Origin of the sequence: Enterobacter cloacae complex sp. ECNIH7, from assembly GCF_002208095.1 — a bacterium.
Lineage (GTDB): Bacteria > Pseudomonadota > Gammaproteobacteria > Enterobacterales > Enterobacteriaceae > Enterobacter > Enterobacter cloacae_M.
On sequence record NZ_CP017990.1, the window covers coordinates 2129846 to 2155132 of the forward strand.

The 25287-nt window shown below is 56.3% G+C and carries 27 protein-coding genes and 2 tRNA genes; 13 read left to right on the forward strand and 16 right to left on the reverse strand.

Going from position 1 to position 25287, the window contains the following annotated elements; translation table 11 throughout:
* Nucleotides 1-4: 4 nt before the first annotated feature.
* The 5 genes from sufC (at nt 5) to ldtE (ending at nt 4756) form a co-directional block, all read left to right on the forward strand.
* Complete coding sequence (gene sufC, locus WM95_RS10570; protein WP_014831592.1) at nt 5-751, forward strand: Fe-S cluster assembly ATPase SufC; 747 nt, start codon at nt 5-7, stop codon at nt 749-751.
* Nucleotides 726-1997: a Fe-S cluster assembly protein SufD gene (gene sufD, locus WM95_RS10575; protein ID WP_063409547.1), complete on the forward strand. Its 1272-nt coding sequence runs from the start codon at nt 726-728 to the stop codon at nt 1995-1997. Before sufC ends, sufD begins: the two co-directional genes overlap by 26 nt.
* Complete coding sequence (gene sufS / locus WM95_RS10580; protein WP_063409548.1) at nt 1994-3214, forward strand: cysteine desulfurase SufS; 1221 nt, start codon at nt 1994-1996, stop codon at nt 3212-3214. The genes sufD and sufS overlap by 4 nt, the downstream gene beginning before the upstream one ends.
* 14 nt (nt 3215-3228) lie before the next feature.
* Nucleotides 3229-3645, forward strand: a complete 417-nt coding sequence (gene sufE / locus WM95_RS10585; RefSeq protein ID WP_023311331.1) for a cysteine desulfuration protein SufE — start codon at nt 3229-3231, stop codon at nt 3643-3645.
* A 97-nt stretch (nt 3646-3742) separates the two neighbouring features.
* A complete protein-coding gene (gene ldtE, locus WM95_RS10590; RefSeq protein ID WP_063409549.1) occupies nt 3743-4756 on the forward strand; it encodes a L,D-transpeptidase LdtE in 1014 nt (337 codons plus the stop codon).
* 60 nt (nt 4757-4816) lie between these two features.
* Here ldtE and lpp read toward each other — a convergent pair whose 3' ends face one another.
* The 5 genes from lpp to WM95_RS10610 form a co-directional block, all read right to left on the reverse strand.
* The gene (lpp, locus tag WM95_RS10595; protein ID WP_001082307.1) at nt 4817-5053 is read right to left on the reverse strand and encodes a murein lipoprotein Lpp; all 237 of its coding nucleotides are present in this window, start codon (nt 5051-5053) and stop codon (nt 4817-4819) included.
* 309 nt (nt 5054-5362) lie between these two features.
* Nucleotides 5363-6784, reverse strand: a complete 1422-nt coding sequence (gene pykF / locus WM95_RS10600) for a pyruvate kinase PykF (RefSeq protein WP_023311333.1) — start codon at nt 6782-6784, stop codon at nt 5363-5365.
* A 7-nt stretch (nt 6785-6791) separates the two neighbouring features.
* Nucleotides 6792-7088 (reverse strand): protein YnhH, encoded by a 297-nt coding sequence (gene ynhH, locus WM95_RS27845; protein WP_431621788.1) that lies wholly within the window; start codon nt 7086-7088, stop codon nt 6792-6794.
* Between the two features lie 73 nt (nt 7089-7161).
* Complete coding sequence (locus WM95_RS10605) at nt 7162-8307, reverse strand: trans-sulfuration enzyme family protein (protein WP_063409550.1); 1146 nt, start codon at nt 8305-8307, stop codon at nt 7162-7164.
* An 11-nt stretch (nt 8308-8318) separates the two neighbouring features.
* Nucleotides 8319-9689, reverse strand: a complete 1371-nt coding sequence (locus tag WM95_RS10610) for a pyridoxal-phosphate dependent enzyme (protein WP_063409551.1) — start codon at nt 9687-9689, stop codon at nt 8319-8321.
* A gap of 400 nt (nt 9690-10089) precedes the next feature.
* Between WM95_RS10610 and WM95_RS10615 the strand changes: the two genes are divergently transcribed.
* From WM95_RS10615 to fumD, 4 genes are all read left to right on the forward strand, one after another.
* A complete protein-coding gene (locus tag WM95_RS10615) occupies nt 10090-11112 on the forward strand; it encodes a methionine ABC transporter ATP-binding protein (protein WP_045353797.1) in 1023 nt (340 codons plus the stop codon).
* The gene (locus tag WM95_RS10620; protein WP_008500617.1) at nt 11105-11773 is read left to right on the forward strand and encodes a methionine ABC transporter permease; all 669 of its coding nucleotides are present in this window, start codon (nt 11105-11107) and stop codon (nt 11771-11773) included. Before WM95_RS10615 ends, WM95_RS10620 begins: the two co-directional genes overlap by 8 nt.
* A gap of 23 nt (nt 11774-11796) precedes the next feature.
* Entirely contained in the window at nt 11797-12609 is an 813-nt protein-coding gene (locus WM95_RS10625) for a MetQ/NlpA family ABC transporter substrate-binding protein (protein WP_045401416.1), read from the forward strand.
* 110 nt (nt 12610-12719) lie between these two features.
* The gene (gene fumD, locus WM95_RS10630) at nt 12720-12929 is read left to right on the forward strand and encodes a fumarate hydratase FumD (protein ID WP_045401410.1); all 210 of its coding nucleotides are present in this window, start codon (nt 12720-12722) and stop codon (nt 12927-12929) included.
* On the opposite strand, the gene WM95_RS10635 is transcribed toward fumD, so the two are convergent.
* The 4 genes from WM95_RS10635 to WM95_RS10650 are packed head-to-tail and all read right to left on the reverse strand — an operon-like array spanning nt 12910 to nt 16004.
* Nucleotides 12910-13596 (reverse strand): amino acid ABC transporter permease, encoded by a 687-nt coding sequence (locus tag WM95_RS10635; RefSeq protein WP_045401407.1) that lies wholly within the window; start codon nt 13594-13596, stop codon nt 12910-12912. The genes fumD and WM95_RS10635 overlap by 20 nt on opposite strands.
* The gene (locus WM95_RS10640) at nt 13580-14356 is read right to left on the reverse strand and encodes an amino acid ABC transporter permease (protein WP_063409552.1); all 777 of its coding nucleotides are present in this window, start codon (nt 14354-14356) and stop codon (nt 13580-13582) included. The genes WM95_RS10635 and WM95_RS10640 overlap by 17 nt, the downstream gene beginning before the upstream one ends.
* Complete coding sequence (locus WM95_RS10645) at nt 14356-15171, reverse strand: amino acid ABC transporter ATP-binding protein (protein WP_023311341.1); 816 nt, start codon at nt 15169-15171, stop codon at nt 14356-14358. Before WM95_RS10645 ends, WM95_RS10640 begins: the two co-directional genes overlap by 1 nt.
* A gap of 2 nt (nt 15172-15173) precedes the next feature.
* The gene (locus tag WM95_RS10650) at nt 15174-16004 is read right to left on the reverse strand and encodes an ABC transporter substrate-binding protein (RefSeq protein WP_161496000.1); all 831 of its coding nucleotides are present in this window, start codon (nt 16002-16004) and stop codon (nt 15174-15176) included.
* Nucleotides 16005-16249: 245 nt separating this feature from the next.
* Here WM95_RS10650 and WM95_RS27405 point away from each other — a divergent pair, with 245 nt between their 5' ends.
* Nucleotides 16250-16417, forward strand: coding sequence for a hypothetical protein (locus WM95_RS27405; protein WP_014831607.1), 168 nt, complete (start codon nt 16250-16252; stop codon nt 16415-16417).
* Between the two features lie 92 nt (nt 16418-16509).
* Here WM95_RS27405 and WM95_RS10655 read toward each other — a convergent pair whose 3' ends face one another.
* Nucleotides 16510-16650, reverse strand: a complete 141-nt coding sequence (locus WM95_RS10655) for a hypothetical protein (protein ID WP_003857665.1) — start codon at nt 16648-16650, stop codon at nt 16510-16512.
* A 125-nt stretch (nt 16651-16775) separates the two neighbouring features.
* On the opposite strand from WM95_RS10655, the gene WM95_RS10660 reads away from it, so the two are divergent.
* Both WM95_RS10660 and WM95_RS10665 read left to right on the forward strand, forming a co-directional pair.
* Nucleotides 16776-17558: a hypothetical protein gene (locus WM95_RS10660; protein ID WP_063409553.1), complete on the forward strand. Its 783-nt coding sequence runs from the start codon at nt 16776-16778 to the stop codon at nt 17556-17558.
* Between the two features lie 72 nt (nt 17559-17630).
* Complete coding sequence (locus WM95_RS10665; RefSeq protein ID WP_023311344.1) at nt 17631-18266, forward strand: carbonic anhydrase; 636 nt, start codon at nt 17631-17633, stop codon at nt 18264-18266.
* A 28-nt stretch (nt 18267-18294) separates the two neighbouring features.
* Here the strand turns inward: WM95_RS10665 and WM95_RS10670 are convergent, their stop codons facing one another.
* From WM95_RS10670 to mdtK, 4 genes are all read right to left on the reverse strand, one after another.
* Entirely contained in the window at nt 18295-19890 is a 1596-nt protein-coding gene (locus WM95_RS10670; protein ID WP_063409554.1) for an FAD-NAD(P)-binding protein, read from the reverse strand.
* 117 nt (nt 19891-20007) lie between these two features.
* Nucleotides 20008-20084 (reverse strand) — tRNA-Val (locus WM95_RS10675).
* A 4-nt stretch (nt 20085-20088) separates the two neighbouring features.
* Nucleotides 20089-20165: transfer RNA gene (locus tag WM95_RS10680), tRNA-Val, on the reverse strand.
* Nucleotides 20166-20318: 153 nt separating this feature from the next.
* Entirely contained in the window at nt 20319-21692 is a 1374-nt protein-coding gene (gene mdtK / locus WM95_RS10685) for an MdtK family multidrug efflux MATE transporter (RefSeq protein WP_063409555.1), read from the reverse strand.
* A gap of 225 nt (nt 21693-21917) precedes the next feature.
* On the opposite strand from mdtK, the gene WM95_RS10690 reads away from it, so the two are divergent.
* Nucleotides 21918-22562: a riboflavin synthase gene (locus WM95_RS10690; protein ID WP_023311347.1), complete on the forward strand. Its 645-nt coding sequence runs from the start codon at nt 21918-21920 to the stop codon at nt 22560-22562.
* Nucleotides 22563-22593: 31 nt separating this feature from the next.
* On the opposite strand, the gene cfa is transcribed toward WM95_RS10690, so the two are convergent.
* Both cfa and punC read right to left on the reverse strand, forming a co-directional pair.
* Entirely contained in the window at nt 22594-23742 is a 1149-nt protein-coding gene (gene cfa, locus WM95_RS10695) for a cyclopropane fatty acyl phospholipid synthase (RefSeq protein ID WP_045353815.1), read from the reverse strand.
* A gap of 298 nt (nt 23743-24040) precedes the next feature.
* Nucleotides 24041-25240, reverse strand: a complete 1200-nt coding sequence (punC, locus tag WM95_RS10700; protein WP_063409556.1) for a purine nucleoside transporter PunC — start codon at nt 25238-25240, stop codon at nt 24041-24043.
* Nucleotides 25241-25287: the final 47 nt, after the last annotated feature.

Sequence of the window (25287 nt, forward strand, 5' to 3'; positions counted from 1 at the left end):
GCACATGTTAAGCATTAAAGATTTACAGGTCAGCGTAGAAGACAAAGCCATCCTGCGTGGCCTCAATTTTGACGTCAAGCCGGGGGAAGTCCACGCTATCATGGGGCCGAACGGTTCCGGGAAAAGTACGCTTTCCGCGACGCTGGCGGGGCGCGAAGATTATGAGGTGACCCACGGCTCGGTCGAGTTCAACGGCAAAGATCTGCTGGAAATGTCACCGGAAGATCGCGCGGGAGAGGGCATCTTTATGGCCTTCCAGTACCCGGTTGAAATTCCGGGCGTCAGCAACCAGTTCTTCCTGCAAACCGCGCTCAACGCGGTGCGAAAATACCGGGGGCTGGAGGCGCTCGACCGCTTCGACTTCCAGGATTTAATGGAAGAGAAAATCAAGCTGCTGAAAATGCCGGAAGATTTGCTCACCCGCTCGGTGAACGTCGGTTTTTCCGGCGGCGAGAAAAAGCGTAATGACATTCTGCAGATGGCCGTTCTGGAGCCCGAGCTGTGCATTCTGGATGAGACCGACTCCGGTCTGGATATCGACGCCCTGAAGATTGTCGCTGACGGGGTGAACTCCCTGCGCGACGGCAAGCGTTCATTCATTATCGTCACCCACTACCAGCGCATTCTGGACTACATCAAGCCGGATTACGTCCATGTGCTTTACCAGGGGCGTATTGTGAAATCCGGAGATTTCACGCTGGTTAAACAACTGGAGGAGCAGGGTTATGGCTGGCTTACCGAACAGCAGTAATGCGCTCCAGCAGTGGCACCGGCTGTTTGAAGCCCAGGGCGGCACGCGCTCCGAGCAGGCGCAGCAGCATCTTCAGCAGATGCTGCGTCTCGGCCTGCCGACGCGTAAGCACGAGAACTGGAAATACACCCCGCTTGATGGCCTGCTGAACGCCGAGTTCGTGACCCGCCTGGCGGATCTCACTCCGGCGCAGCGCGACGCGCTGGCATTGCATGTTGATGCCGTGCGCCTGGTGTTTGTCGACGGTGAGTTCCGTCCGGAACTGAGCGACGCCCTTCAGGGGAGCGGATTTGATATTGAGATAAACGACGATCGCCAGAGCCTGAGCGCCCCGGTTCAGCCTGAGGTGTTCCTGCACCTGACCGAGAGCCTGGCCCGCAGCGTGACGCATATCGGCGTGAAGCGTAACCAGCGTCCGGCAAAGCCGCTGCTGCTGATGCACATCACCCAGGGTCTGGACGGCGACGAAATCAACACCGCGCACTATCGCCACCATCTTGAGCTGGCGGAGGGGGCTGAGGCCACGGTGATTGAACATTACGTCAGCCTCAACGAGACGCGCCATTTTACCGGCTCGCGTTTGACGATGAATGTGGCGGCCAATGCCCAGCTTCACCACGTCAAGCTGGCGTTCGAGAACCCGCAGAGCCACCACTTTGCCCATAACGACATTTTACTTGGGCAAGATGCCGCAGCCTACAGCCACAGCTTCCTGCTCGGCGGGTCTGTGCTGCGTCACAATACCAGCACGCAGCTTAACGGTGAAAATACCACGCTGCGCATCAACAGTCTGGCGATGCCGGTTAAATCAGAGGTGTGCGACACGCGCACCTGGCTGGAGCACAACAAGGGCTACTGCAACAGCCGCCAGCTGCACAAAACTATCGTGAGTGACAGAGGTCGCGCGGTGTTTAACGGCCTGATTAACGTGGCGCAGCACGCCATTAAAACCGACGGGCAGATGACCAACAACAATCTGCTGTTAGGGCGCCTGGCGGAGGTGGACACCAAACCGCAGCTGGAGATCTACGCCGACGACGTGAAGTGCAGCCACGGTGCAACGGTCGGGCGGATCGACGACGAGCAGATGTTCTACCTGCGTTCCCGCGGCATCGACCAGCAGGCGGCGCAGAAAATGATTATCTACGCGTTTGCCGCCGAACTGACGGAAGCGCTGCAAGATGGTCAGTTAAAACAGCAGGTGCTGGCGCGTATCGGTAAGCGCCTGCCTGGAGGCGAAGCATGAGTTTTCCCGTCGAGAAAGTACGGGCAGATTTTCCGGTTCTGACCCGTGAAGTGAACGGTCTTCCTCTGGCCTATCTGGACAGCGCGGCCAGCGCGCAGAAGCCGAACCCGGTCGTGGATGCGGAAGCCGAGTTTTATCGCCACGGCTACGCCGCCGTGCATCGCGGTATTCATACCCTGAGCGCCGAGGCGACCCAGCGTATGGAAAACGTGCGCACGCAAATTGCCGCCTTCCTCAATGCAAAATCACCTGAGGAGCTGGTCTTCGTGCGCGGAACCACCGAAGGAATCAACCTTGTCGCTAACAGCTGGGGCAACGCGCAGGTCCACGCGGGGGATAACATCATCATCACCCAGATGGAGCACCACGCCAATATCGTGCCGTGGCAGATGCTCTGCGAGCGCGTTGGCGCGCAATTGCGGGTCATTCCGCTCAACGTTGACGGGACGCTGCAGCTAGAGCAGCTCGACGCATTGCTGGATGACCGCACGCGGCTGGTGGCGGTCACCCAGGTCTCTAACGTGCTCGGGACTGAAAACCCGGTGGCAGAGATTGTCGAAAAAGCCCATCAGGCCGGCGCGAAGGTGCTGATTGACGGCGCCCAGGCGGTAATGCACCACGCGGTTGACGTTCAGGCGCTGGACTGCGATTTCTACGTCTTCTCAGGCCACAAGCTCTATGGGCCGACCGGGATCGGCGTGCTCTACGTGAAGGAAGACATTCTGCAGGCGATGCCGCCATGGGAAGGGGGCGGCTCGATGATCGCCACAGTCAGCCTGACGGAAGGCACCACCTACGCGCGCGCGCCGTGGCGTTTTGAGGCGGGTACGCCCAACACCGGCGGGATTATCGGGCTGGGGGCGGCGGTTTCCTACGTCTCCGCAATCGGCCTTGATAGCATTCAGGAGTACGAACAGCTGCTGATGCACTATGCGCTTGCCGAGCTTGCCAGCGTGCCGGATCTGACCCTCTACGGGCCTGCCGACCGGCAAGGGGTGATCGCGTTCAATCTCGGGAAACATCACGCCTATGATGTGGGCAGTTTCCTCGATAACTACGGCTTGGCGGTCCGTACCGGGCACCACTGCGCCATGCCGCTGATGGCGTTTTACCAGGTGCCGGCAATGTGCCGCGCGTCGCTGGTGATGTACAACACAACGGAAGAGGTCGACAGGCTGGTGGCGGGGCTTAAGCGCATTCATCAGCTGCTGGGCTAACGGAGAGGCAAAAGATGGCAGAACTGCCGGACAGAGACAAATTGCTGCGCAACTTTGGGCGTTGCGCAAACTGGGAAGAGAAGTACCTTTATATCATCGAGCTGGGGCAGCGTCTGCCGCCGCTCGGTGAAGAGGCGCATAACCCGGAAAACAGTATTCAGGGCTGTCAGAGCCAGGTGTGGATTGTGATGGAACAGTCTGACGACGGCACGATAGCACTGCACGGCGACAGCGATGCGGCCATTGTAAAAGGGCTTATTGCGGTCGTCTTTATTCTTTACCACCGGATGTCGGCGCAGGATATTGTCGCGTTTGATGTCCGCCCGTGGTTTGAAAAAATGGCCCTGACCCAACACCTCACCCCGTCTCGTTCCCAGGGACTGGAAGCGATGATTCGCGCGATCCGCGCCAAAGCTGCAATCCTTAGCTAGACTTACAGAACAGCATTCATTCTGTTTCGCGAGGTGGTTCCCGCCTCGCTGGTTTTTCAGCTTTCTGGCGTCCTGCCAGTGAATAAGGAATCTCAGCATGAAGCGCGCGTCTCTAATAACTCTATTACTCCTCAGTTCGCTCGGCGCACTTAATTCGGCCCGCGCGATGGACTATCCGTTGCCGCCCGCAGGCAGCCGCCTGATTGGGCAAAATCAAACCTACACGATACAGGAAGGGGATAATAAGCTGCAGACCATCGCCCGCCGGTTTAATACCGCGGCGCAGGTGATCCTGGAAACGAACAATACCATTGCGCCGGTAAACCCTGCGCCGGGAACCGTCATTACCATTCCGTCGCAGATGCTGCTGCCGGACACGCCGCGCGAGGGGATTGTGGTGAATCTCGCAGAGCTTCGGCTGTACTACTTCCCGCCGGGAGAGAACATCGTTCAGGTTTTTCCGCTCGGCATCGGACAGCTGGGGCTGGAAACGCCGGTGACGACCACGCGGGTGAGCCAGAAGATCCCGAATCCCACCTGGACACCCACGCCGGGCATCAGAGCACGCTCTCTGGAGCAGGGCATTAAATTGCCTCCGGTGGTGCCTGCCGGGCCAAATAACCCGCTGGGACGCTTCGCACTGCGTCTGGGCGTGGGCAATGGGGAATATCTTATCCACGGTACCAGCGCGCCGGACAGCGTTGGCCTGCGGGTCAGCTCCGGCTGTATGCGGATGAACGCCCCGGATATCAAAGCGCTGTTCGAACAGGTGCGGGTTGGCACGCGGGTACAGATTATCAATGAACCCGTGAAATTCTCCGTGGAGCCGGATGGTAAACGCTATATTGAGGTCCACCGTCCGCTGGCGCAGGTTGAGGGGGAAAATCCGCAGGTCTCGCCAATTGCCCATTCCGCGGACTTTGCGACTTTTGTTTCTCAGGCGGGAAGCGATAAGGCGCTGATTGAGAAAGCCCTGGCACGTCGTGCGGGCATCCCGGTTATCGTGTCGTCGGGAAGCGGTCCGTCAGCCAGCAATAGCGTATTGTCGGTGCAGAACAGCCGGGTGTCTGCTGCGGTAGCGGAAGATGAAGGGGAGAAGGTGACGCAGTAGCCGTTTGACTCAGGCAAAAAAAATGGCGCACAATGTGCGCCATTTTATTAACAGGTACTATTACTTACGGTATTTAGTAGCCTGGTTGTCCAGACGCTGGTTAGCGCGAGCTGCGTCGTCTTTAGCAGCCTGAACGTCGGAACGCATTGCGTTCACGTCGTTGCTCAGCTGGTCAACTTTAGCGTTCAGAGTCTGAACGTCAGAAGACAGCTGATCGATTTTAGCGTTGCTGGAGCAACCAGCCAGCAGAGTAGAACCCAGGATTACCGCGCCCAGTACCAGTTTAGTACGATTCATTATTAATACCCTCTAGATTGAGTTAATCTCCATGTAGCGTTACAAGTATTACACAAAGTTTTTTGGGTTGAGAATATTTTTTTGATGGGAATACACCTATTTTTGATCGTTCGCTCAAAGAAGCATCGAATCAGCCCTTTTCGGGCAAAAATCTAAGGAAAAAAAGGCATTTATCATCGGATTCATCTTAGATAAATCGCAATTAAATAGAAAAACCCGATTTGCATTTTGAATGACTTTGGCTAATACGAGGAATAAAAAAAGCGCCCGGAGGGCGCTTTTTATCCAAATTAATTGGTTCGGGAATTATTACAGCACGTGAACAGATGCGGTATTGGTTGTGCCGCTTGGTACCAGTGCGCCAGAAACCATGACCACAACGTCACCTTTCTGTGCCAGACCGCGATCCACCAGCTCCAGAGCTACTTCTTTACCCAGACGGTAGAAATCATCCGTAGACGCGATCTCTTTCACCAGGTGAGGGATCACGCCTTTGCTCAGCACCAGCTGACGAGCTGTGGTTTCGTTGGTAGTCAGCGCCAGGATAGTTGCATCCGGGAAGTATTTACGCACCGCGCGAGCTGATTTACCGCCCTGGGTGGCAACCACGATCAGTGGTGCTTCCAGTTTCTCAGCCGTTTCTACCGCACCGCGGCATACCGCTTCGGTGATGCGCAGCTTGCGGCTGTCGTTGTTGTAGTCCAGACGGCTTTTCATTACGCGGTCGGTACGTTCGCAGATGGTAGCCATGATGGTCACCGCTTCCAGCGGGTATTTACCCTTCGCGGATTCGCCGGACAGCATAACCGCATCAGTACCGTCGAGGATGGCGTTTGCCACGTCGCCTGCTTCAGCGCGGGTTGGGCGCGGGTTTTTGATCATGGAGTCCAGCATCTGCGTTGCGGTGATAACCACTTTACGCGCGCGTACACATTTCTCGATCATCATCTTCTGCGCGAAGATCACTTCTTCAACCGGGATTTCAACGCCCAGGTCGCCGCGAGCAACCATAATGCCGTCAGACGCTTCGAGGATTTCGTCGAAGTTGTTCAGGCCTTCCTGGTTTTCAATTTTGGAGATGATCTGGATCTTCTCGCCGCCGTGCGCTTTCAGGTGCTCGCGGATTTCAACCACGTCTGAGCGCTTACGGATGAAGGAGGCCGCAACAAAGTCAACGCCTTGTTCGCAACCGAAGATCAGGTCCTGTTTGTCTTTTTCAGCCAGCGCAGGCAGCGCGATAGAAACGCCCGGCAGGTTAACGCCTTTGTTTTCGCCCAGGTCGCCGTTGTTCAGCACTTTACAGATAACCTTGTTGCCTTCGATAGCGGTGACTTCCATACCGATCAGACCATCGTCTACCAGCACGGTGTTACCGACGGACAGGTCGTTGGTGAAGCCTTCGTAGGTCACTGCAACGATTTCGCTGTTGCCGACAACGGATTTGTCGGTGGTGAAGGTGAAGGTCTGGCCCGCTTTCAGAGAGACGTCGTTACCGCCTTCCAGTTTGATGGTACGGATTTCTGGACCTTTGGTGTCCAGCAGGATGGCAGCTTTTTTACCGGTCTTGCTCATCACGTTGCGCAAGTTCTGGATACGCTGGCCGTGTTCTGCGTAATCACCGTGGGAGAAGTTCAGACGCATCACGTTCATGCCGGCGTCCAGCATTTTGGTCAGCATCTCTTCAGATTCGGTTTTCGGGCCGATAGTACAAACAATTTTCGTCTTTTTCATGACAGTCTTAGTCTTTAAGTTGGGAAGGATATGGAAATCTCGCTCCGGGGGCGCACCGCCGCGGATTCAAACCTGTGTTGCAAAAGAGTATATGACACGCACTAAGGATAGGAGACATCAAATGAGCGTGCAGAAGAAAGTGTGCCTGAGTGACAGCCCAACGAAGGAGGGGAGAAGTTGTACGTTGTTTTTTGTATTCCAAGCGCTGAAACCATTCACCAGGGATTAGGCGCGCATTATACGCTGATTTTAAGATAAAAGGAAAATGGAAACGGTGTTTCAGAAATAATCTGTGCAGTTTCACATAATATTGTTATCAAGGCGTTAAGCCATGATGACAACTTATGACGGCAGGCGATTGACCTGCCGCGTTTTGCTTATTTTTGCAGCGCCTGGCTGAGATCGGCAATCAGGTCTTTCGGATCTTCAATCCCGACTGACAGACGGATAAGCTGCGGCACAATGCCGTTTGCCAGGCGTTGCTCCAGCGGAATCGAGGCGTGCGTCATGCTGTAAGGCTGGCTCACCAGACTTTCCACACCGCCGAGGCTTTCCGCGAGGGTGAACAACTTCAGGTTGCGAATCACCTCGGTGGCGCGTTGCGCATCGCCTTTTACCACGACGGAAATCATCCCACCGGGCAGGGCCATCTGCGTGCGGGCAAGCTGATATTGCGGATGCGATTCCAGGCCGGGATAGAACACTTTTTCGACCAGAGGGTGCTGATCCAGCCATTGCGCAATCGCCAGCGCGTTGGTGCTGTGCTTTTCTACCCTCAACGCCAGCGTGCGAATACCGCGCAGCGTCAGGAAGCTGCTGAACGGATCCAGTACGCCGCCTACCGCGTTTTGCAGATAGCCCAGCTTATCCGCCAGTTCCCTGTTGTCCCCGACAATCGCCAGCCCGGCCACCACGTCAGAGTGGCCGTTCAGGTATTTGGTGGCGGAGTGCACCACGATATCGAAACCCGACTCCAGCGGACGGTGGATCACCGGCGACGCGAAGGTGTTATCCGCCACGCTGATGACGTTATGACGGCGGGCGATCGCCGCAATGGCCGCCAGATCCGCCAGCTTCAGCAGCGGATTGGTTGGCGTTTCGACCCACACCATGCGGGTATGCGGGCGGATGACGTCCTCAAGAGCGGCTAAGTCGTCCGGTTTAACCCAGCTGACCTGCAGGCCGGTGCTGCGCTTGCGCACGTTTTCAATCAGGCGGTACGTCCCGCCGTAAACGTCATCAATGGCGACAATATGGCTGTCTTTATCCAGCAGTTCGAGCACCGTGGAGATGGCCGCCAGACCGGAGGCGAAGGCGTAGCCGCGCGTGCCGCCTTCCAGTTCGGCGATGGCGGTTTCCAGCGCATGGCGTGTAGGGTTGCCGCTGCGGGAATATTCATAGCCGGTATGCTCGCCGGGTGACGGTTGCGCAAACGTCGAGGTGGCGTAAATCGGCGGCATGACGGCGCCGTGCTGGTCGTTGAACTCGCCGCTGTGTACGCTCAGGGTAGCCAGGTTTTTCATCATCGATTCCTTTATTGCTGAAGACGGTTGCGCCAGGCGGTCAGAACGTCGCTGCGCGTAATCAGACCGAGAAAACGGTCGTTGTCATTAATCACGGCCACCAGACCGCGGTCGAAGATGGCGTTCAGGGCGCTTTCCGGGGCGTGTTTATCAAGGAACTCCACCTGACGCGTCATGGCTGCCGTCACCGGAAGCGCGAAGCGGTCGCCGTCGCCGCCGATATGCCGCAGGAGGTCCCACTCGTCAATAATGCCCACCACCTTGCCGTTCTCAAGCACCGGCAGCTGGGAGATGTCATACAGACGCATGCGTGCCAGAACGGTGGAAAGCGTGTCATCCGGGGCGGCGGTAACGGTGGCGCCTTCATCGTGGCGCAGGGCGATATAGTCGGAGAGATCGCCGGCCTGAGGACGCGTGATGAGCCCCTGCTGTCGCATCCAGTCGTCGTTGAACATCTTCGAGAGATACTTATTGCCGCTGTCGCAGGCGAAGGTCACCACGCGTTTCGGTGTGGTCTGCGCCTGGCAATATTTCAGCGCGGCCGCCAGCAGCGTGCCGCTGGAAGAGCCCGCCAGAATGCCTTCCGTTTTCAGCAGGTCGCGCGCGGTGGTGAAGGCCTCTCGGTCGGTGATGCGCCAGGCGCGATTCACCCCTTCGATGTGGGCCAGCGGCGGAATAAAGTCTTCGCCAATACCTTCAACCAGCCAGGAGCCCGCGTCGTGATAGCGTCCGGTTTCCACCTGGTCGGCCAGAACCGATCCGGCCGGGTCTGCCAGGACGAACTCCGTGTGCGGAGAGTGCTCGGCGAACCACGCCTGCAGGCCGCCCAGGGTACCGCCTGAGCCGACGCCCACCACGATGGCGTCGATCTGGCCGTCAAGCTGCTCGTACAGTTCCGGTGCCGTGGTGGTGCGGTGCGCCAGCGGGTTGGCCTCGTTATTGAACTGGTCGATGTAAAACGCGCCGGGCAGCTCGTTGGCCAGGCGCTGGGCGTAATCCTGGTAATAGGCGGGATGGCCCTTGTTGACGTCGGAGCGGGTCAGCACCACCTGGGCACCCAGCGCGCGCAGGTGGAAAATCTTCTCGCGGCTCATTTTGTCCGGCACCACCAGGATCAGCGAGTAGCCTTTCTGGGCGGCAATCAGGGCCAGGCCGAGACCGGTATTCCCCGCCGTCGCCTCAATAATCGTGCCGCCCGGCTGCAGCTGGCCGGTACGCTCCGCTTCGTTAATCATCGACAGCGCAACGCGATCCTTAATAGAGCCGCCCGGATTCTGGTTTTCCAGCTTCAGGAACAGCGAGCAGGGGCCGGTATCAAGCTTGTGCAGCTGGATAAGCGGGGTACGGCCAATCAGTTCAGTGACGGAGTGGTAAATCGTCATGATGTTTTCCTTTCTGGATGTCATGACGGGATGATAGAGCGGCGAAATTTTCGCAATAAAGAACCATTCACTGCCTTTTAGAACAGAACGGAATATAAATGCCATTTTTGGATGTCAGGACAGCAAGACGTAAAGTTGTCTGGATGTGGGGATGGCTATATCGGGATGAAATGCTGCAAAAATGACCGTTTTTAGCGGGGGTCTGCCAGCAGATATGCATCCGGCAGATAATCATTGCTGAAATTGGTCTAAATGCTTCCCACCCTGTAAATCCGCTGTTTATTTCCGAAAGTTATAACACATTCTTTTTTGTTCATTTGAAAGCTGATAACGCCTGTTTACTATCGTTTGGACATCCATACTGCTAAACAGCCATGCGCGAAACGGATAAAGAATAAGAATGATCGTACTCAGGAATATTTCGAAGGTTTTTGACAACGGAAAGGTCGCGCTGACTGCCGTTGATAACGTCAACTTGACGATAGAGCAAGGACAGATTTACGGAATTATTGGCTACAGCGGGGCCGGGAAAAGCACGCTGATTCGTCTGCTGAACGGTCTGGAAAAACCCAGCGCCGGAAGCGTCACCATTAACGGGCAGGATATCTCTGCGGCAAAGGGTGAAGCGCTGCGCCAGGCGCGCCTGAAAATCAGCATGGTGTTCCAGCACTTCAACCTGCTGTGGTCGCGCACGGTGAGCGAGAACATCGCTTTCTCGATGCAAATCGCCGGTGTGCCAAAAGCCAGCATCAAGGCGCGCGTCGCCGAGCTGGTGGAGCTGGTCGGCCTGAAGGGGCGCGAGAATGCGTACCCGTCCCAGCTGAGCGGCGGGCAAAAGCAGCGCGTGGGTATTGCGCGCGCTTTGGCGAACAGCCCTGACGTGCTGCTCTGCGATGAAGCCACGTCCGCGCTCGACCCGCAGACCACCGATCAGATCCTCGATCTGCTGCTGGATATTAACCGCCGCTTCAGGCTGACCATCGTGCTGATCACCCACGAGATGCACGTAGTGCGCAAAATCTGCGACCGCGTGGCGGTGATGGAGAACGGTAAAGTGGTTGAAGAAGGCGACGTGCTGAGCGTCTTTACCCATCCGCAGCAGCCGATTACGCAGCAGTTTGTCCGCCAGGTGAGCCAGTACGCCGAAGAGGAAACTTTCAATACCGAACTGGCAAAGGATCTGGAAGGCACGGTCATCAGGCTGACCTTTACCGGGCACAGCACCCATAAGCCGATTGTGGGTGAACTGACCCTGCGCTACGGCCTGCCGTTTAACATCCTGCACGGGAAAATGACGCAAACCGCCCACGGTGTGTTTGGTCAGCTCTGGGTACATGTCGTGGCATCCGATGAACAACTGAACAATATCCTCGCCGACCTGCAGCACAGCGATATTGAAGGCGAGGTGATTAAACATGGCTGAGAATCTCTTTCCGCATCTCAAGTGGGATCAGCTCTGGGCGGCGACGCTGGAGACGCTGTACATGACCGCGCTGTCCGGCGTGGCGACCTTTGTGCTGGGCATCGTGCTGGGGCTGGCGCTGTTTTTAACCGCACGCGGCGGGCTGTTCCACAACCGCACGGTTTACAGCGTGATTTCGATTGTGGTGAACGTGTTCCGCTCTATTCCGTTCATCATTTTGATTGTCCTGCTGATCCCGTTCACCAAGACCGTCGTCGGCACCATTCTTGGCGCCAACGCGGCGCTGCCGGCGCTGATTGTGGGCGCGGCACCGTTCTACGCACGCCTGGTGGAGATCGCCCTGCGTGAAGTGGATAAAGGCGTCATCGAAGCAACGCGCTCGATGGGCGCACGACTGAGCACGTTAGTGTTTCGGGTTTTACTGCCGGAATCATCACCCGCACTGGTATCGGGTATTACGGTGACGCTCATTGCGCTGGTGAGCTACAGCGCAATGGCGGGGGTGATTGGCGCCGGCGGTTTGGGAAATCTGGCTTATCTGGAAGGATTCCAGCGCAACCATGGTGACGTCACGCTGGTGGCAACGGTGACCATTCTGATCATCGTTTTCATTATCCAGTTCTGCGGCGATGTCATTACTTCACTGTTAGATAAACGCTAATAAATACACACAGGAACCACATCATGAAAAAAACACTGACACTGATCGCCGCCGCAACCCTGAGCGCCCTGAGCTTCGCTTCCTGGGCCGACACCCTGACCGTGGGCGCATCCAACACGCCGCACGCCGAAATTCTGGAGCAGGCAAAGCCAATTCTGGCGAAGCAGGGTATCGACCTGGAGATCAAACCGTTCCAGGACTACATTCTGCCGAACACCGCGCTGGCGGGTCATGACATCGACGCGAACTATTTCCAGCACATTCCTTACCTGAACAGCGTGCTGAAGGATCATGCGGGCGATAAAGACTACGATTTCGTCAGTGCGGGCGCGATCCACATTGAGCCAATCGGCATCTACTCAAAAAAATACAAGTCTCTGAAAGACCTGCCTGAAGGCGGCAAGATCATCATGCGTGACGCGGTTTCTGAAGAGGGGCGTATTCTCTCCATTTTCGAGAAAGAGGGCGTGATCAAGCTGAAGCCGGGCATCGATAAAGTGACCGCGCGCATCAGCGACATCGTTGAGAACCCTAAAAAGCTGAAGTTCACGCCGAACGTGGAAGCCTCTCTGCTGCCGCAGATGTACAACAACAACGAAGGCGATGCGGTGGTGATTAACGCCAACTACGCGATTGACGCGGGTCTGGATCCGGTTCACGACCCGATTGCGGTAGAGAGCGGTGAAAACAACCCGTACGCCAACATCATTACCGTGCATCGCGGTGACGAGAAGAAGAAAGATATCGTTGCGCTGGTGAACGTGCTGCACTCGAAAGAGATTCAGGACTGGATCCGCACCAGGTACAAAGGCGCGGTCATCCCAGTAAACAACTAATTTACTGATTTTACAGATGAAGCCCGGCGAGTCTCTCGCCGGGCTTCTTTTTTGTATCCGGCAGGAGAATCATTTAAGCTCAACGTTTAAAAGGCAATGGAGTGATGACGATGGGTAACGTGACCAAAGATGATGCGCTCTACCAGGAGATGTGCCGGGTGGTCGGAAAGGTGGTGCTTGAGATGCGTGATTTAGGGCAGGAGCCAAAGCATATTGTCATTGCCGGAGTCCTGCGTACCGCGCTGGCGAACCAGCGCGTGAAACGCAGTGAACTGACAACCGAAGCGATGGAAACGGTGGTTAAAGCGCTGGCCGGGTAATGCGCCAGCGTTTCGCAAGCTGTTCGAGCGAGCAGCAGAGCAGGTAGTAGACCACGCCCGTAAAGATAAAAATGGCCGCCGGGTAGATTTGCACCCGGTTGTTGACCTGTCCCGCCACCGTGGTCAGCTCCGGTACGTTCACGATAAACGCCAGCGACGTATCCTTCAGCAGGCTGATAAAAATTCCCACCAGCGACGGCAGAATATTCCTCAGCGCCTGCGGCAGCAGCACGCGCAGGAGTGTTTGCTGCGTGCTGAATCCCTGTGACAGTGCGGCCTCGTACTGCCCGGACGGTAGCGCGTTAAGCCCGGCCAGTACCGAGTGCATTACGGTTGCCGCGGTAAACCAGGCCAGGGCCAGCGTGACGGTCAACGCTCCCGGCAGATCGCCCCCGGTCATAAGCGGCAGAAGATACCACATCCAGAAAATTACGAAGATGAGCGGGATACCGCGAATCAGCTCTGCCCATAAAAAGAGGACCTTTCGCACGAGCCCGGTAAAGCGCCAGGCCAGACATGCGAGCACTATCCCTCCGGGCAGAGCGATAACGGCGGCCCCGGCAGCCATCATCAACGACAGCAATACGCCTCCCGGTTCACCCGTTGCCGCGCGTCCCCACAGCAGATAGTCGAGGTTATCGGTGATGACGTTAAGTCCGGCAATCATGTTTTTCACTCCGAGTGGCGGCGGCGCCTGGGCGTTTACGTTTCGCGTCAGGCCCGATGCGAACCAGCACTATCCCCATGACCAGGCCGGTCAGCAGATAGAGTGCGGTTCCGAGGGTAAACGCCTCCAGCGCGTGCGCGTTATAGCTCTCGATCTGCCTGACCTGATAGGTCAGCTCGGCGAAGCCAATCCCGCTGGCGAGCGAGGAGAGCTTCATCAGATTAAGATACTGCCCCACAACGGGCTGCCAGGCGTTGGCCAGCCCCTGCGGCAGAAGGATGTAACGAAACAGACGCCACGCGGAGAATCCCTGCGCGAGCGCCGCCTCCCGCTGTCCGGCAGGCACGGAACGTAAGCCCGATTCCACCTCTTCGATTAAAAACGCCGAGGTAAAGACGCCCAACCCCCAGGCAGAACATAAAAATTCGGGCGTAAACCACCAGACGTTACCGGGTAGAATTGACCAGCTGTGATCCGCGTTCACCGCGTCGCGGAACGCCTGCGGTAGCCCGTTCCAGGCGGCAAAATACCAGAACAGCAGCTGCACCAGCAGCGGCGTATTGCGAAACAGCGACACCCAGCTGCTGACGACCGCGTTCCCGGGGCGTCCGCCGGAAAGGCGCAGGAGCATAAAAAACAGTGCGAGCAGGCTGGCCAGCAGCATCCCGGCAAGCGTGATCCACAGGGTGGTGAGGAATCCGGAGAGTATCCACTGCAGAGGCTGTCCGGTCAGTACCCCCTGCCAGTCGAGCGCGGGCATTACAGATGCTCCTGATGCAGCGGGTTGAGCACCTTTTGCAGGAACCGCTGCGCGCGCGGATGCGACGGCTGGCTGAAAAACTGCGCCGGCGGCGCGGTTTCCAGAATTTGCCCGCCGTCGATAAAGACAATCCGGTCGGCAATTTCCCGGGCAAACTGCATCTCGTGGGTCACCACGATCATCGTGATCCCGCTGTGGGCGAGGGCTTTCATCACGTACAGCACTTCACCAATCATCTCCGGATCCAGCGCGGAGGTGGGTTCATCGAACAGAATGATTTGCGGTGAGGAGGCCAGGGCGCGGGCAATCGCGACGCGCTGCTGCTGTCCACCGGAAAGTTCTGCCGGGAAATGGTGGGCTTTTTCCAGCATCCCGACCTTCTCCAGCAGGGCCAGCGCGCGCTCCTGGGCAGGCTGCGGCTTCCAGCCGTGAACCTGCTCCAGCGCCAGGGTGATGTTCTGGCTGGCGGTGAGGTGGGCGTAAAGATTGAACTGCTGGAACACAAACCCCACGCGGCTGCGCAGCTGGCGCAGCCCGGTACCGGAGAGCTTTGCGGTAGGCTTGTTGTCGACCAGAATCTCTCCGCCGCTCAGGGTTTCAAGCTGGTTGATGAGACGGATCAGGGTGGATTTACCGGAACCTGAAGGGCCGAGGATGGCGACCACTTCACCGGGCGTGATGGTGAGGTTAATGTCGTTTAAAACCTGATGGTCACCGTAGCGTTTGTCCACGTGACGAAACTCGACGCTGGCCTGTTCCAGATGTGAAAAATCCGCGGCACCGGCCGCGGAGTGTGAAAATAAACCTGAGAGCATAATTATCTGGCTTCTATTTTAAAGGCGCGAGGCTGTGGGGAAGGCGTGTTTGGGCCAAACCAGACATCGTAGATTTTTGCTGCCTGACCGTTCTTCTCGAGGTTAACCAGCTCGTCGATAACGGCCTTCTGCAGCGCCGTTTCGCCTTTTTTCACCCCAACGCCAATCTCTTCTTTGCTGAGCAGGTCGGGCAGGATTTTAAAGTTCGCTTTATCCGGCGCCTGCGCCAGCAGACCGGCCAGAATGGTGCTGTCCTGGGTGATGGCCTGTACGTTACCGTTGCGCAGTGCCGTCAGCGCCAGCGGAATATCGTCATAAGAGAGCACGCGTGACTGCGGGAAACGCTGGTGAAGCGCCTGCTCGCCCGTCGTTCCTTTGACCGCGCCAATACGCGCCCGGCTATAGTCATCAAGCTTGTCCGGTGATTTAGCCGGCACGAGGAACTGCTGGCCGGTGACAAAGTAAGGCGTCGAGAAATCAATCACCTGCGCGCGTTCCGGGGTGATAGTGATATCCGCCACGATCAGATCGGCTTTTCCGGACTGCAGCAGCGGAATACGGTTAGCCGGATTGGTGGCAACCAGTTCAAGCTTCACGCCGAGCGATTTTGCCAGCGCTTTGGCGAAGTCCACGTCATATCCGACGATCTCGTGCGTTTTGGCATCAATAGAGCCAAACGGCGGGTTGGCGTCAAACGTGGCCACTTTCACCACCCCTGCGGCCTTAATATCCGCCAGCTGATCGGCCTGTGCCTGCGCTGAAAGCAGGCTGCCCGCCGCCAGTAATCCCAGAACCAGTGTCCGTTTTGTAAACCCTTTCATGTTTGCTGCCATAGTCATTCGCCATCCCGTTGTTTTTGTTTTACCCCGCTACGCTCCCATAAGCGAAAGCTATCGCCAAATAAGAAATCGTTCTTTGCTATGGGCAAAAAAGCATTAGTAAACAAGGTGTTAATGAAGGGTGAAAAGAACGGGAGGCTATTTGCAGTTCCTGCACATCGACAGTGGATTTTGGTATTTCCCCCGCGCGGCATTTGAGTGCTTAACTGAGATCAGACACGGCGAGAGAGGGTAAGACGATGAAAAAATGGATCAGCACGTTACGGCGGTTTTTTGCGACCCGACCAGTGAATGCGGAGAACAGCGCGCAACGTGTTCTTGAGTCAATCCTGCCTGTCGCCAGCCTGTATGGCGTCGACGTCGCCAACATTGACCCGGAGTGGTTCCATGATAAAACGTCACGCTGAACTGCGCCGCACGCGCGAAACGTACTGGAACGAGCTGTGCGTGACGTGTAACGAGTGAAATAAAAAAGCACCGGCTTCCCGGTGCTTTTTTATTAGATTTTGCAGGCGTCGCCGCAGTCGTCGTCGGCGACAATCGCCTGCGCTTTTTTGTCTGCATCGTCCAGACGTTCCGCATTACGCTCTTCGGCTTCATCCAGACCGTTAAAGACTAAGTTATCGAGATCAATTTCCATGTGGCACCTGCTCTGTTCAGTTTTTGATACTGGCACAGTATAGGGCAAAAAAAGCCAGCAATGTACCTCGCAGCACATAAGGATAATCCCTGCCATACTCAGTGCTTTATCGCTGAGGAGAGCACATGATTACACTCTGTAAAACCTGCGGAACCGCCTACGATGCCCGCCCGGACAGATGCCCAATTTGTGAGGATGAACGCCAGTACGTGCCCGCCACGGGCCAGGCATGGACCGATCTCGACACCGTCACCGCCACGCATAGCAATAAATGGCAGCAGCTGGAGCCGCGGCTGTTTGGGATCAAAACGGTGCCCGCGTTTGCGATAAACCAGCGGGCGCTGTTCCTGCAAACGCCCCACGGGAATATCCTCTGGGACTTCATCGCCAACCTCGACCCCGCAACCAAAGCGCTCGTTACCGCCCTCGGCGGCATCAGCGCGATTGCTATTTCACATCCGCACTATTACACCACCATGCAGGAGTGGGCTGCGGCGTTTGATGCGCCGGTGTATCTGCACGCCAGCGACAAAGAGTGGGTCATGCGCGACAGCCCGGCCATTCATTTCTGGGAGGGGGATGCGCTGGATATTTTCCCGTCGGTCACCCTGCTGCGTCTGGGCGGGCATTTTGCCGGTGGAACGGTGCTGCACTGGCAGGAGGGGGGTGGGGTATTGCTGGTGGGCGATATTCTGCAGGTCACGCCGGGTAAAGACGCCGTCTCGTTTATGTGGAGCTATCCGAATTATCTTCCGCTGCCGGCCCGCACCGTGGCGTCGGTGGTGAGTCATCTCGAAGGCAAAACCTTTGAACGTCTTTACGGCGCGTTTGAAGGGCAGAACATCCAGGCCAGTGCGGACGAGATTGTGCAGCGGTCGGGCCAGAAATATATTGCTTGTCTGAAGTAAACCACGATGGGTAAACTTTACGAGTGTGATCTCGATCATGCCTAAACTAAAACAGATAAAAGAGACATTGCTATGCAACATATCATTGAAGGTTTTCTCAGCTTTCAAAAAGAGATTTTCCCGCAACGTAAAGAACTCTTCCGCAGTTTAGCGTCCAGCCAGAATCCCAAAGCGCTGTTCATCTCATGCTCCGACAGCCGTCTGGTCCCGGAACTGGTCACCCAGCAAGAGCCAGGACAACTCTTTGTCATTCGTAATGCTGGCAACATCGTACCGCCTTTCGGGCCGGAGCCTGGCGGCGTGTCCGCCACTATCGAATACGCCGTGGTGGCGCTGGGCGTCACGGATATCGTGATTTGCGGTCACTCCAACTGTGGCGCGATGAAGGCGATTGCCGATAACGCGAACCTGGAGCCAATGCCTGCTGTGTCACACTGGCTGCGCTATTCAGACGCGGCGAAAGCCGTGGTTGAGAAGAAAACCTGGGATAAGCCGATCGATAAGGTCAATGCGATGGTGCAGGAGAACGTGTTTGCGCAGCTGAGCAACATTAAGACCCACCCGTCCGTCGCGGTGGGCCTGCGTAATAACTCCATCCGACTGCACGGCTGGGTATACGACATTGAAAGCGGCAAAATTCTTGCCCTGGATAAAGCGACGAAAACCTTCGTTTCGCTGTCAGAAAATCCGGAAGTCTTCTTCGAGTAATCCTCGACAGCAGGGCATGGAAGCCCTGTCAGTTCTCGATATACGGTAATCTGCGCCGCGATCGAGACGCGGGTTTTTCCGCCGCCTTCGCCATTGCTTCCGCAATCTCTGCACACTCCGCCAGCCCCTGAACGAAGGGACGATCGTGCATCAGCCACGGTATCGCGCCGAAGGCAATGCGCCCGCGAACGGCGTCAGGCGCATTTAAGGTGTAATCCTCACCGACGTCCGGTATCTCTTCGCCCGTGGCTTCCAGCTGTTTGCGCAGCGTCGGAAAGGGCAGATCCTTCGTTTTGAGCGGCTTCTGCCCGCGCGCATCAATGAACACGTCGAAACGGTAAACGGTCTCTTGTGTAGTGATTACCGTTCGATCGCTGCCAATATCCAGCGCGTAATCGTCGCCGAGCGTCGCCACGCTGATGATGCCGGCTTCGCGAAGCGCGAGCAGCCTGCGGATAGACTGCGGAGGGATGGCCGCATAGTTGTCGATGAATACGCGGGCGAGGCCTTGCTTAAAGCGCTTTCTGTCCCGTTCGTTGAGGTGGGGAACAATCTCCTGAACCACCTCATGCAGCCGAAGCACGGTATAGCGCCAGGCTACAGTGCGCCGCTCGCGTTTGTTCCGCTCAACCTCGTTGAGATTTTCTTCCGCCCAGGTAAAGGGGCCGTGCCGTTTACGATCCTCAAACCAGGCCTCACGAATGCTGTCCGCATTCTGCTTATGCAGCGATATTTTCTCGCACCACGTCGGGTCAGCCAGCTGAAGCTCTTTGACCATCAGGGTAAATATACGGTCGAGCAGGCCATCCGATCCTTGGGCAATCTCGCTTTCAGCCGCGCCTTCGGTCAATACCGACAGCGGTTCGTAAGGAATAGGGCAGTAAAAATCGGCTTCCGGCAGAATACCCGTTCGGGACATCAGGACAATCTTCAACGCGTCGCTGCCTTTATCCAGCACGAATTTATCATCACGAAATTCACCGTGCTGCATCACCACCGCCATGGCCGCGTCGAGACCGCTTAACGATGTCCCCATGATACCGACGCGGCAGGGAGGGATACTGGCGTCCATCAGACCGGACCAGGGGCTTGGGAAGAACGTGCGCGTGGATTCGTCCTCGTCTGGCCAGACGTGGCCGGTGGCGATAACCGCAAGGTCGAATTGTTCAGGCAAGACGCTGCCGTTGACGGAAAGCGTAACGCCGGTTGTCGCGGGAATGATGTCTGTGATCTTCGCAGATTCATGGACATCAACGTTGAATCCCAACCTTTTTGCCTCTGTTACGATGGAAAGAAAGCTGTCGCGGAAATATTGACCCAGCAGAAGCCGGGGCAGGAACTGCCGGTCATGCAGGCGGGTTTTATCAACCTTAAAGCGCGCAAGATGGGCGTCACTCTGTTCCTTGAGCCAGTCGAGATAGGTGATAAAAATGGGCGGGATTTCAATGCTCGCAATGTTCGCCAGCATCAGCCGGGAATTATCGTCGTCGTTATAGGGCATACCCACGCCAGCGTCTTCGGATTGTTCGAAAACGGAAACGGAGAGCGGCGTGCTGTTCTTGAGGAGGTGATAAAAGGTGTAAATCCCTGTGGGGCCGGAGCCGATAATCGCGATCTTCTTCATCAACACGTTTCCTGTGTTTTTCCATAAGAAAAGCGTAGCAGGAGAATAATGATGAAAATAAGGGATTAGGAAAATTCAGGATATCAGAAGAGGATTTGCACCATTTCAGGAATGAAATGGTGCGTCCGAGTGGACTCGAACCACCGACCCCCACCATGTCAAGGTGGTGCTCTAACCAACTGAGCTACGGACGCAGAATGGTGCGTTCAATTGGACTCGAACCAACGACCCCCACCATGTCAAGGTGGTGCTCTAACCAACTGAGCTATGAACGCAACGTGTTGTCGCTGACAACGGGGACGAATATTAGCGGCACAGCACCGAGGTGGCAAGAGGGAAAATGCATTTTTCTCTCTGATTTCACGCGATTGCTTCATTACCGCGCAAAGTGAAGAGAAAGTAGCCGCCGGGCGGCGGCTACCGCGTCGTTAACGTGCCGCGCGCTGCAAAATGACAGTTGATGGCTGGCGCTGCAGGAAGCGCATTCGCATCATCATCATAATCGCCGCCGACGTCAGGCCGATGATAAAGCCCATCCAGAACCCTGCCGGCCCCATGCGCTCAACCACTAAGTCCGTCAGGGCCAGAATATAGCCACACGGCAGACCCAGCACCCAGTAGGCGATGAAGGTGATAAAGAAGATGGAGCGCGTGTCTTTATATCCACGCAGCACGCCGCTGCCAATCACCTGGATGGAGTCAGAGATCTGGTAAATCGCGGCCAGCAGCATCAGGTGCGATGCCAGCGTGACCACTTCCGGGTTGTCGTTATAGAGCAGGGCAATCTGCTCGCGTAATGCAACGGTAAAGAGCGCCGTACAGACAGCCATGCAGACGCCGACGCCCAGCCCGGTCCGGGCGGCCGTTTGCGCATCCAGCGTTGAGCCCTGGCCCAGGCGGAAGCCGACGCGAATCGTCACCGCCGCCGCCAGCGACATCGGCAGGACGAACATCAGGGAGCTGAAGTTCAGCGCAATCTGGTGCCCGGCCACGTTCACAATGCCCAGCGGGGAGACCAGCAGGGCAACCACGGCAAACAGGGTCACCTCAAAGAACAGGGCGAGGGCGATCGGTAACCCTAACTGCACCAGACGCATCATGATGTTCCAGTCCGGCGTGCTAAATCTTTTCTCGTTACGAATGTCGCGCATGGAGCGGGCGCGTTTTACAAAGGCGATCATGGAGAAGAACATCACCCAGTAAACGGCTGCCGTCGCCACGCCGCACCCGACGCCGCCGAGCTCCGGCATCCCGAAATGACCGTAAATAAAGACATAGTTCACCGGAATGTTGACCAGCAGGCCGATAAAGCCCATCACCATCCCGGGCTTGGTTTTCGCCAGGCCCTCACACTGGTTACGCGCCACCTGGAAAAAGAGGTAACCGGGCGCACCCCAGAGCAAGGCGCGCAGATAGCCCACGGCTTTATCAGCCAGTGCCGGGTCAATGTTATGCATAGCGCGAATGATGTGGCCCGCGTTCCAGAGCACGACCATGATCAGCACCGAGACAAACCCTGCCAGCCAGAAGCCCTGACGGACCTGATGGGCAATGCGCTCGCGACGACCCGAGCCATTGAGCTGAGCGATAACCGGCGTGAGCGCGAGCAGCAGACCGTGGCCGAACAGGATGGCCGGAAGCCAGATTGACGTGCCGATAGCCACGGCCGCCATATCGGTGGCGCTGTAGCCACCTGCCATTACCGTATCCACAAATCCCATTGCGGTCTGGGCCACTTGCGCGACGATCACTGGTATAGCCAGTGCCAATAGCTGGCGCGCTTCATTCATGTACTTCTGCACGTGAACACCTTTATTTTGTAGTTATTTGAGAGACTAAAAAAGCCGCCGAAACGGGCAGCAAGAAGAAAATGCAGGGGGGTGCCAGCTATTGTAGCGGGCTTTAGCTATTTATCTAGTGAAAAAATCGCCAGAAAATGCGCTCCGCTGGCAACCTCTTTTTCCAACTGTTATTGTGGTGGGATTAAACGGTGTCACCACCGTCCGGAAAAAACAGGAGTTGTAAGCATGTTTACTGGTATTGTGCAGGGCACCGCCAAAGTGGTGTCCATTGATGAAAAACCTAATTTCCGTACTCATGTTGTTGAGCTGCCGGAATATATGCTTGAGGGTATTGAAACCGGCGCGTCGATTGCTCACAACGGCTGCTGCCTGACCGTTACCGAAATTAACGGCAACCAGATTAGCTTTGATTTAATGAAAGAGACGCTGCGCATCACCAACCTGGGCGAGCTGGCGGTAGGAGATACCGTCAACGTTGAGCGTGCGGCGAAGTTTAGCGATGAGATTGGCGGCCACCTGATGTCCGGGCACATCATGACCACCGCTGAAGTGGCAAAAATCGTGACCTCGGAAAATAACCGTCAAATCTGGTTTAAAATGCAGGATCCTTCATTAATGAAATACATCCTCTATAAAGGATTTATTGGCATCGATGGGATTAGCCTGACGGTAGGTGAAGTAACGCCAACGCGTTTTTGCGTGCATTTAATTCCTGAAACGCTGCAGCGCACCACGCTGGGTGCCAAAAAACTGGGGCACCGCGTGAATATTGAAATCGATCCGCAAACCCAGGCGGTGGTGGATACGGTTGAGCGCGTGCTGGCAGCAAAAGAAGCGGCAATAATAAAGACCGCCGCAGAAGAAGAATAAAAAATAACCCCGGGCATCCGGGGTTATTTTTTTAGCGTGCGACACGTAGTCCGTGTTCAATCCCACGGCTGAATACCACCTGCCAGAGCTGAATATCCCGTGCGCGAAACGCCCCCGCGCAGGCATTCAGATAATAGCTAAACATCCGCCTGAATCGTTCAGAATAGTTGTCCGCAATCTCAGGCCAGGTCTCCTGAAAACGCGCATGCCATGCCATCAACGTGGTGTCGTAATCCGCGCCAAAGTTATGCCAGTCTTCCATCACGAAATGGGGTTCACTGGCGTTGGCAATCTGGCGGACGGAAGGCAAACAGCCATTCGGAAAGATGTATTTGTTGATCCACGGGTCGACGTTATTGTCGGTTCGCTTAGAGCCGATGGTGTGCAGCAGGAAGATGCCGTCCGGTTTCAGATTCCGATCCACCACCTCAAAATAGGTAGCGTAGTTTTTCGGCCCCACGTGCTCGAACATGCCGACGGAGACGATCCGGTCAAACTGCTCGTTCAGGTCACGGTAATCCTGCAGCCGGATATCCACGTCAAGACCCTCACAGCGCTCCCGCGCCATTTTTTGCTGTTCCGCTGAGATCGTCACACCGACCACGCTGACGCCATAGTGTTTCGCCATAAAATACGCCAGCCCGCCCCAGCCGCAGCCGATATCCAGCACGCGCATGCCGGGCTGGAGCTGGAGCTTTTCGCTGATCAGACGCAGCTTGGCCTGCTGGGCCTCTTCAAGCGTCGACGCGTCTTTCCAGTAGGCGCAGGAGTATTGCATGAAAGGGTCCAGCATACGGCTGAACAGGTCGTTGCCCAGATCGTAGTGTTCTTTGCCGACGATCCACGCGCGTTTTTTACTTTGCAGATTAAACAGTCGGGCAGAGGCGACGCGCAGGGTGTCTTTCAGATTGCGAGGGAGTTGATTTTCAAGACCGGCACGCAGCACGCTGGCGAAAAAGGTATCCAGACGTTCGCACTCCCACCAGCCGTCCATATAGCTTTCTCCCAGGCCTAACGATCCCTCCCGCAACACGCGTTTAAAAAAGTCGGGATGTTTAACCTGAGGATCGGATGGCGATGATCCATTGATAGTGATGCCTGCTCGACCTAACAGTTCACTGACGATCCGGGACCAGTTGTCGTCCGGAACGCTGACTTCTTCTATACACGATGAACTCATAGCTTCTCCATCACCCTACTGTGATCAGAACCTTAAAACAGCGTAGACGCTTTTTTTGGTTTGTGAGAAATCTCACGGTAAATACCGCGAGGCTAATATCCGACGTAGAACAGAGGAAGGGAGATAACCCTTGCCGAAATGCCTTCCATGGTAAAACGGGAGCACTCCGGCTCCCGTTAACACTTAATATTTATCGTATTTAATCGAACCAAATTTAGTATAGGCCTCAAAATTTGGTGATTCAATAGAAAATTGTTAGCAACCTAATCACTGAAAATTAACATGATTTCCGGCGCGATTATGCATGCGACGTTTCAACCTGTGCGCGGTTAGCCTGCTCACGCTGCGCGGCTGCCTGCATGCGATAGCCCAACACCGCCAGCGCAACGGTCACCAGCATCACGCTGGTGGTGGTCAGGAGCGGCGTGGCAATCAGCGCCGAGACCACCAGGCTTGCCAGGAAGCACAGCCCCAGCTGCAGGGTGTTCTGCAGCGCGGCGGCGCGGCCTGTCGCCTGCGGGAAGGGACGCAGCGCCTGGGCTACAACGATAGGGTAAATCGCCCCGTTCGCGACGGCCATCACGCAGAATGGGATCAAAATTTCAGCCAGACCGGCACCGGGAATAAAGCCAACGGCCCAGGTCCCGATAACGCTCAGCGCATACAGCACCAGCAGCCACGGCAGCATCTGCTGACCTTCCCACTTCTGCAGCGCCGCGCGACAGCCGTACCCGCCTACCAGGAACGCGATGGTCTGCGGAACATAGCTCAGGCCGATGGCTGCCGGGCTGTAACCCATATCGTGCAGAATGAACGGCGAGCCGGTGAGCCACGCGAAGAAGCTTGCCGAGCAGGCGGCATAGATCAGGACATTCCCGCGATACGCTTTGGCGCTGAGCAGGGAAGTAAAGGTAATCGGCTTCGCGTCAGTATGCGCTTCTTTTTTATGCGCGGGCTTGAGGGCGAACGCCGGCAGCATCAGTACCAGAGTAATGGCAAACAGCGTGGCGAAAATGGCCTGCCAGTCGAAATGCGCGAGGATCCAGCTGCCCAGCAGGGGAGCGAGGGCAGGTGAGAGACCCACCAGCGGCATAATGGTGGCGAAAATACGGTTTGTGCGGTTAGCCGGGTAATAGTCGGTGACCAGCGCCTGCCAGGTCACGGCCGCGGCACAGACGCCCACGGCCTGAATAAACCGCAGCACCAGCAGCCAGGTGGCATCGCGTACCCATAACATTCCCAGGCAGCCCACCGCAAAAATGGCCAGGCCCAGCAACAGTACCGGTTTACGACCAAAGCGATCCGAGAGCGGTCCCCAGAGCAGCTGAGCGAAGGCAAAACCGGCGAGGAATAAACTCAGGCTGGCGCTGATGGCGGCAGCAGGCGTTTGTAAATCTTCCTGCATGGCGGCAAACGCCGGCAGGTACATATCGGTGGCCAAAAAGCCCAGCACGCTCAAGCCGCCGAGCCAGACTAAAAAACTGTTCCTGGGTTGCATTATTTTATTCTCCTGAGGAGGCAGGTATACATTGGCGCTGAGTGTAG

Excerpts from the sequence above, each read along its gene's own strand:
- sufC (WP_014831592.1), top strand. The coding sequence starts at position 5 with ATGTTAAGCATTAAAGATTTACAGGTCAGCGTAGAAGACAAAGCCATC.
- sufD (WP_063409547.1), top strand. The coding sequence starts at position 726 with ATGGCTGGCTTACCGAACAGCAGTAATGCGCTCCAGCAGTGGCACCGG.
- sufS (WP_063409548.1), top strand. The coding sequence starts at position 1,994 with ATGAGTTTTCCCGTCGAGAAAGTACGGGCAGATTTTCCGGTTCTGACC.
- sufE (WP_023311331.1), top strand. The coding sequence starts at position 3,229 with ATGGCAGAACTGCCGGACAGAGACAAATTGCTGCGCAACTTTGGGCGT.
- ldtE (WP_063409549.1), top strand. The coding sequence starts at position 3,743 with ATGAAGCGCGCGTCTCTAATAACTCTATTACTCCTCAGTTCGCTCGGC.
- lpp (WP_001082307.1), bottom strand. The coding sequence starts at position 5,053 with ATGAATCGTACTAAACTGGTACTGGGCGCGGTAATCCTGGGTTCTACT.
- pykF (WP_023311333.1), bottom strand. The coding sequence starts at position 6,784 with ATGAAAAAGACGAAAATTGTTTGTACTATCGGCCCGAAAACCGAATCT.
- WM95_RS10605 (WP_063409550.1), bottom strand. The coding sequence starts at position 8,307 with ATGAAAAACCTGGCTACCCTGAGCGTACACAGCGGCGAGTTCAACGAC.
- WM95_RS10610 (WP_063409551.1), bottom strand. The coding sequence starts at position 9,689 with ATGACGATTTACCACTCCGTCACTGAACTGATTGGCCGTACCCCGCTT.
- WM95_RS10615 (WP_045353797.1), top strand. The coding sequence starts at position 10,090 with ATGATCGTACTCAGGAATATTTCGAAGGTTTTTGACAACGGAAAGGTC.
- WM95_RS10620 (WP_008500617.1), top strand. The coding sequence starts at position 11,105 with ATGGCTGAGAATCTCTTTCCGCATCTCAAGTGGGATCAGCTCTGGGCG.
- WM95_RS10625 (WP_045401416.1), top strand. The coding sequence starts at position 11,797 with ATGAAAAAAACACTGACACTGATCGCCGCCGCAACCCTGAGCGCCCTG.
- fumD (WP_045401410.1), top strand. The coding sequence starts at position 12,720 with ATGGGTAACGTGACCAAAGATGATGCGCTCTACCAGGAGATGTGCCGG.
- WM95_RS10635 (WP_045401407.1), bottom strand. The coding sequence starts at position 13,596 with ATGATTGCCGGACTTAACGTCATCACCGATAACCTCGACTATCTGCTG.
- WM95_RS10640 (WP_063409552.1), bottom strand. The coding sequence starts at position 14,356 with ATGCCCGCGCTCGACTGGCAGGGGGTACTGACCGGACAGCCTCTGCAG.
- WM95_RS10645 (WP_023311341.1), bottom strand. The coding sequence starts at position 15,171 with ATGCTCTCAGGTTTATTTTCACACTCCGCGGCCGGTGCCGCGGATTTT.
- WM95_RS10650 (WP_161496000.1), bottom strand. The coding sequence starts at position 16,004 with ATGGCAGCAAACATGAAAGGGTTTACAAAACGGACACTGGTTCTGGGA.
- WM95_RS27405 (WP_014831607.1), top strand. The coding sequence starts at position 16,250 with ATGAAAAAATGGATCAGCACGTTACGGCGGTTTTTTGCGACCCGACCA.
- WM95_RS10655 (WP_003857665.1), bottom strand. The coding sequence starts at position 16,650 with ATGGAAATTGATCTCGATAACTTAGTCTTTAACGGTCTGGATGAAGCC.
- WM95_RS10660 (WP_063409553.1), top strand. The coding sequence starts at position 16,776 with ATGATTACACTCTGTAAAACCTGCGGAACCGCCTACGATGCCCGCCCG.
- WM95_RS10665 (WP_023311344.1), top strand. The coding sequence starts at position 17,631 with ATGCAACATATCATTGAAGGTTTTCTCAGCTTTCAAAAAGAGATTTTC.
- WM95_RS10670 (WP_063409554.1), bottom strand. The coding sequence starts at position 19,890 with ATGAAGAAGATCGCGATTATCGGCTCCGGCCCCACAGGGATTTACACC.
- WM95_RS10690 (WP_023311347.1), top strand. The coding sequence starts at position 21,918 with ATGTTTACTGGTATTGTGCAGGGCACCGCCAAAGTGGTGTCCATTGAT.
- cfa (WP_045353815.1), bottom strand. The coding sequence starts at position 23,742 with ATGAGTTCATCGTGTATAGAAGAAGTCAGCGTTCCGGACGACAACTGG.
- punC (WP_063409556.1), bottom strand. The coding sequence starts at position 25,240 with ATGCAACCCAGGAACAGTTTTTTAGTCTGGCTCGGCGGCTTGAGCGTG.